The sequence below is a fragment of the Streptomyces albidochromogenes genome (assembly GCF_005981925.1).
Lineage (GTDB): Bacteria > Actinomycetota > Actinomycetes > Streptomycetales > Streptomycetaceae > Streptomyces > Streptomyces albidochromogenes.
This window is the reverse complement of the sequence record NZ_VBVX01000364.1, coordinates 1-5,910: the sequence shown is the minus strand read 5'-3', so window position 1 is coordinate 5,910 and position 5,910 is coordinate 1. Positions and strand designations below refer to the sequence as shown.

Annotated in this window: 6 protein-coding genes; 3 read left to right on the top strand and 3 right to left on the bottom strand. The window is 74.2% G+C overall.

Annotated elements, in window-relative coordinates; translation table 11 throughout:
- The 3 genes from E2E34_RS30105 to E2E34_RS30095 form a co-directional block, all read right to left on the bottom strand.
- The coding region (locus E2E34_RS30105; protein ID WP_138905035.1) for a TerD family protein at window positions 1-509 on the bottom strand (509 nt) is incomplete at its 3' end.
- A gap of 43 nt (window positions 510-552) precedes the next feature.
- On the bottom strand, window positions 553-771 hold the full coding sequence (locus E2E34_RS30100; RefSeq protein ID WP_138905034.1) for a hypothetical protein: 219 nt from the start codon (window positions 769-771) through the stop codon (window positions 553-555).
- A 74-nt stretch (window positions 772-845) separates the two neighbouring features.
- Window positions 846-1,655 (bottom strand): NAD-dependent epimerase/dehydratase family protein, encoded by an 810-nt coding sequence (locus E2E34_RS30095; RefSeq protein ID WP_138905033.1) that lies wholly within the window; start codon window positions 1,653-1,655, stop codon window positions 846-848.
- Between the two features lie 224 nt (window positions 1,656-1,879).
- On the opposite strand from E2E34_RS30095, the gene E2E34_RS30090 reads away from it, so the two are divergent.
- From E2E34_RS30090 to E2E34_RS30080, 3 genes are all read left to right on the top strand, one after another.
- A complete protein-coding gene (locus E2E34_RS30090) occupies window positions 1,880-2,833 on the top strand; it encodes a 5-dehydro-4-deoxyglucarate dehydratase (protein ID WP_138905032.1) in 954 nt (317 codons plus the stop codon).
- Between the two features lie 366 nt (window positions 2,834-3,199).
- Complete coding sequence (locus E2E34_RS30085; protein WP_138905031.1) at window positions 3,200-5,260, top strand: penicillin acylase family protein; 2,061 nt, start codon at window positions 3,200-3,202, stop codon at window positions 5,258-5,260.
- Complete coding sequence (locus tag E2E34_RS30080) at window positions 5,257-5,895, top strand: GNAT family N-acetyltransferase (RefSeq protein ID WP_138905030.1); 639 nt, start codon at window positions 5,257-5,259, stop codon at window positions 5,893-5,895. Before E2E34_RS30085 ends, E2E34_RS30080 begins: the two co-directional genes overlap by 4 nt.
- The last annotated feature ends 15 nt before the right edge of the window (window positions 5,896-5,910 follow it).

Genomic DNA, 5,910 nt, shown 5'->3' with positions numbered 1-5,910 from the left:
GGGGTGGCGGGCTCCTCCACCGAGACGCCGAAGTCCGTGGCGATGCCGGCCAGCCCGTTGGCGTAGCCCTGGCCCACCGCGCGCACCTTCCACGCGCCGTTGCGGAGGTAGATCTCCACGATCACGAGCGCTGTCTCGGAGCCGAGCTGCGGCGGGGTGAACGTCGCGATGGCGGCGCCGTCGTCGCCCCGCACCGTGGCGGTGGGCTCGATGCCCTGGAAGGTCTGCCCGGCGGCGTCCGGGCTCGCCGTCACCACGATCTTCTCGATGCCCGGCGGGACCGCGGCGGTGTCGACCACGATGGCGTCGGGTGCGGTGCCGCCGCCGGAGCGGTAGGTGACGCCGGGGCCTGTGGGCTGGTTGTAGAAGATGAAGTCGTCGTCCGAGCGGACCTTGCCGTCGGCGGTGAGCAGCAGGCCCGATACGTCGAGCCGCACGGGGGCGGCGACATCCACGGCCACGCGGGCGGTGGGGAGCGGGATGTTCGAGCCGGGGGTCATTGCGGTCATGCCAAAGCTAACGACCGGGGCGGCATTGCCGTTCCCTTGTCCGTCACCCGTTGCGCGGGTGATTCTTCGCCACCCGCTCGTTGCCGTGTTTGTACGCCCCGGTCCAGCGCGCCATGACCAGCTGGCCGTCGCCCGCCTCGGCCTCGGCCAGGAACCTCTGCGCGCGAGCGCCCCGCAGGGTGCCCGCGGGGCGTCCGTGGTGGGTGATCGCGACGGTGCCGTCGGCGAACCGCTCGTACCTGAATCCGTGGGGGCGTGGCATGACCGTATGGTGCCCCGCCCCGGCCGTCGCCGTCGCGGGGTTTTCGGGCGGCCGGCCGTGCGGGCCCGGCGCCGTCAGTAGGGCCACTGGGGCGGGTCGGTGCAGAACGGGCCGCCCAGGTGCGCGTGGTCGGGGTGGGACGGGTCCAGCTCGCCCTGGTCCGCGACGAGCTTCCGCGCGTACTGCTCGGAGTCGTCACGGGGCTCGTAACCGATGGCCCGCGCGGAGTCCAGGTCCCACCACAGGCGGGTGTTCGCGGAGGACCCGTGGACGACGGTGTGGCCCACGTCCTCGGCGGTGAGCGCGGCGTGGAAGAGGCGGGCGCCGTCCCCGGGGCTCAGCCAGATGGACAGCATCCGGACCGAGGTGGGCTCCATGTAGCAGGAACCGATCCGTACCGACACGGTCTCGATGCCGTGCAGGTCCCAGTAGAGCTGCGCCAGGTCCTCGCCGAAGGCCTTCGACAGGCCGTACAACGTGTCGGGGCGGTGCGGAGTGCCGACCGGGATCAGCGGCGCGCCCTCGGCGGGCACCGGGGTGAAGCCGATCGCGTGGTTGGACGAGGCGAACACCACCCGCCGCACGCCTTCCGTGCGGGCGGCCTCGTAGAGGTTGTACGTCCCCTCGATGTTGGCGCGCAGGATCTTGTCGAAGGGGGCCTCCAGCGAGATGCCCGCGAGGTGGATGACCGCGTCGACACCGCGCACCGCCTCGCGCAGTGCCTCCTTGTCCGCCAGATCGGCGGTGACCGCGGCCGGTTCGCCGTCTATGGGCGTGGCGTCGAAGAGGCGCAGGGTGTAGCCGTACGCCGGCAGGAGGCCGCGCATCAGGGTGCCGACGCCTCCGGCGGCGCCGGTCAGCAGGACGGTGCGGGGTGCGGGCATCGGCGGGTCTCCTCGGGGCGGCGTCGTACGTGTCCGTGGATCTGATTCACATGGACGGACACGCTGGGGAGCGGCGGTGGACCCGGTCAAGTGTCGCGCGGAGCCGCACAATCCGTCTCCCGCTTGGCGTTTCTTGTCTTGACCGCCCCCAGGTGGCTGCTTTACCGTGGCGGCGTTCAGGGATATAGACACGGATCATCATTGTGCACGCACAGGGAGCGCCCGTGACCTCAGCCCCGCTCGCCGGCCGACTCGACGGCCTGCTCTTCTTCCCCGTCACCGCGTATGGGCCGGACGGCGCGCTCGACGTCGACGTCTTCCGCGCGCACGTGCGCGCGGGCATCGAGGACGGCGCCGCCGCCGTCTTCGCCTGCTGCGGCACCGGCGAGTTCCACGCCCTGACGCCGCGGGAGTTCCGTACCTGCGTGGCCGCCGCCGTCGAAGAGGCGGCCGGACGCGTCCCGGTCGTGGCCGGCGCCGGCTACGGCACGGCGCTCGCCGTGCAGTTCGCGCGGGCCGCCGAGGAGGCGGGCGCGGACGGGCTGCTCGCCATGCCGCCGTACCTGGTCGCCGCCGACCAGCGGGGACTGCTGCGCCACTACACCGAACTGGCCGCCGCCACCTCCCTCGACGTGATCGTCTACCAGCGCGACAACGCCGTCCTCACCCCCGGGACCGTCGTCGAACTCGCCCGGGTGCCCGGCGTCATCGGGCTCAAGGACGGCCACGGCGACCTCGGCCTGATGCAGCGGACCATCTGCGCCGTACGCGGCGAACTGCCCCCGGGGCACCCCTTCCTCTACGTCAACGGACTGCCCACCGCCGAACTCACCGCCCTCGCCTACCGGGGCATCGGCGTCACCCTCTACTCCTCCGCCGTCTTCTCCTTCGCCCCCGACATCGCCCTCGCCTTCCACCGGGCCCTGGGCAGCGGCGACGAGGGCACCGTCAACCGCCTGCTCGACGGCTTCTACGCCCCGCTCGTCGCCCTGCGCGGCCTCGGCCCCGGTTACGCCGTCTCGCTCGTCAAGGCGGGCGTGCGCCTGACCGGCCTGGACGTCGGCGAGGTGCGGCCGCCGCTGAGCGAACCCGATCCCGCGCACGTCAAGATGCTCGCCGAGCTCGTCGAGCGCGGCCGGGCCCTGGCCGGCGCCCCCGGCGGCGGTGGGCGCGCGTGAGGGCCGGCGCCTCCCTCTACCCGTGGGACGTCGTCGGCGACCCCGACGCGGCGGCCCGCGTCGCCGACCTCGGCGTCCAGCAGGTCACCCTCGCGTCCGCCTGCCACTCCACCGGGGCGCTCACCCCGCGCCACGCTCGCCCGGGACGCCGCCCGCGCCGCCGCGCTCGGAGCGACCGAACTGCGGCTGTACCACGCGGGACTGGCGTCCGACGACGACCTGCGGCTCGTACGCTCGGCCCTGCGCGGGCGGTGAGGGAAGCGGCCCGAGGCCCCTGCGGGGCGACCCCGGATTGGTTCCCAGGTCGGGCGTGGATTAGGTTAGGCCAGCCTTACCTAAAGCCAGTGGATTCGGATGGGGAACGACGTGAGCACCGAGGTCTTCCGGGACGCCTGGGGAATCCCCCATCTCCGCGCCGCCACCGCGCACGACCTCGCGTTCGCGCAGGGCCGCAACGCCGCCACCGACCGCGCGTGGCAGATCGAGGTCGAGCGGCACCGGTCCCAGGGGACCACCGCGGCCTTCCTCGGCCCCGACGCGGTCGGCTGGGACGTCTTCGCCCGCAGGTCCCGCCTGGACGACACCGCCCGGCGCTGCTTCCGTGCCCTCGACGCGGACACCGCCGCGTGGATCACGCGCTACGTCGACGGCGTCAACGCGGGGCTTGCCGAGGGGGCCCGCCGCGCCCCGGAGTTCGCCGCCACCGGGCTCGCCCCCGGGGCGTGGCAGCCGTGGACGCCGCTCGGGATCTGGCTGTCCACGCACATCCTCTTCGCCGGCTTCCCCACGAAGCTGTGGCGCGAGGAGGTCGCCCGCAGGCTCGGCGACGAGGCGATCACCCTGTTCGCCACCGACGGCCCCGGAACCGCCGGCAGCAACGGCTGGCTCGTCACCGGCGAGCGCACCGCCACCGGCGCCGCGCTGATCGCCGGAGACCCGCACCGGTTCATCGAGGACCCGGGTGTCTACCAGCAGGTACGCCTCGCCTGCCCCGAGTTCGACGTCGTCGGCCTCGCCGTCCCCGGCATCCCCGGCATCGCCCACTTCGGCCACACCTCCACCGTCGCGTGGGCCATCACCAACGCCATGGCGGACTACCAGGACCTCTACCGGGAGCGCCTGCGGCGCACACCCGACGGCGGCGTCGAGGCTCTCGGCCCCGACGGATGGCGGCCCGCCGCCGTCCGCACCGAGACCGTCGAGGTGGCGGGCGGCGAGCCGGTCGAGACGGAGGTCGTCGAGACCGAACGCGGCCCTGTCGTCATCGGCGGCCCCGGCGAGGACCTGGCGGTCAGCCTGCGCTGCCCGACGCGCGTGTACGAGGACCTCGGCTTCGCCGCGCTGCCCGCGCTGCTCAGGGCCCGCACCGTCGACGACGTGGACCGGGCGTTCGAGCGGTGGGTCGAGCCGGTCAACGTCGTCCAGGCCGCCGACACCGAGGGCGGCCTGCTGCACCGGGTCGCGGGCCGCGTCCCGCTGCGCCACCGGGACAACGGGCTGCGCGTCGTACCCGCCTGGGAGGCGGCGTACACCTGGCGCGGTGAGGACCTGCCGATGCCCCGCGCGGACGTCGACGGCGTCGCCGTGATGGCCAACCAGCGCGGACTGGCCGCGCCGCTCGGCGTCGAGTTCGCACCGCCGTACCGGGCGGACCGCATCGGGCAGCTGCTCGGCGGGTCGAAGGCGTGGACCGCCGGGGAGATGGCGGGCGTGCACACCGACACGCATCTCGCGTCCGCCCGGCCGCTGCTGGAGCTGCTCGCCGGCCTCGAAGGGCTCGGCGACCGGGCCGAGCGGCTGCGGGAGCGCCTCCTGCGCTGGGACCGCCGGATGGAGGCCGACAGCACCGACGCCACGGTGTACGCCGCCGTACGGACGGAGGTGGTGCGGCGCATCGCCGCGCACCCGGAGCTGGCCGCGCTGACCGAACCGGTGGCGGACCCGGCGTACCCCGGCGTCTTCCTGCCGTGGCTCGCCCTCACCGGGCGGGTCGGCTTCGCGCTGGAGACCCTGCTGACGACCGGTCTGCTGCCCGGCATCGACCGCCCCGCCGTTGTCGCGGCCGCCGTCGAGGCGGTCGCCGCGACGGACGTGGCGCCGGTGGCCTGGGGCGACGTGCACCGCCTCGCGCCGTGGCAGGCGCTGCCCTCCGCGCCGCCCGGCGGATGGCCCGGAGTGGCGGGGGACCACGACTGCGTGCTGTCCACGTCCAGCGTGCCCGGCGTCACCGACCTCTGCGCGCGCGGACCGGCCGCCCGCTACGTGTGGGACCTCGCGCGCCGCGAGGACAGCCTGTGGGTGGTGCCGCTCGGCGCGTCCGGCGTACCGGGCGACGCGCACCACCGCGACCAACTGCCGGTGTGGCTGCGGGGCGAACTCGTGCCCGTGACCACCGACTGGAACCGTCTGACCAAGGAGTCCCGATGACCACGCCCCCGATCGACGCCGCCGAGACCGTGTACGGGCGGCACAGCGCGCACGAGCAGCACATCGACGGCTTCGGCACGGTCCGCCTCGTCCCCGTCGACCCGGGGCGCGACGCCCGGCTGCTGCACGGCTGGGTCACCGAGGAGCGGGCCAGGTTCTGGGGGATGGGCGGAACGACCGTCGAACAGGTCGAGGAGATCTACGCGCACCTGGACTCCCTCACCACCCACCACGGCTACGTGGTACTGCGGGACGGCGCGCCCGTCGCGCTGTTCCAGACGTACGACCCCGAGGCCGACCGGGTCAGCGAGTGCTACGACGCCCGGCCGGGGGACTTCGGGGTGCACATCCTCATCGGTCCCACGGCCGGGGCCGCTCCCGAGCACGGCTTCACCGGGCACCTGCTGGCCACGCTGATCGACTTCGTGTTCTCGGACCCGGAGCACCTGCGCATCGTGGCGGAGCCCGACGCGGGCAACGCCAAGGCGGTGGCGCTGCTGGAGCGGACCGGGTTCGAGCTGGGCCCGGAGATCGTGATGCCGGAGATCGACCTCCCGGAGGTCTTCCTGCCCGAGAAGCGCGCGCGGCTCGCCTTCCTGACCCGGACGGCGTTCGAGGCGTCCCGCACCGCCTGACCGGCGCGGGGGCGG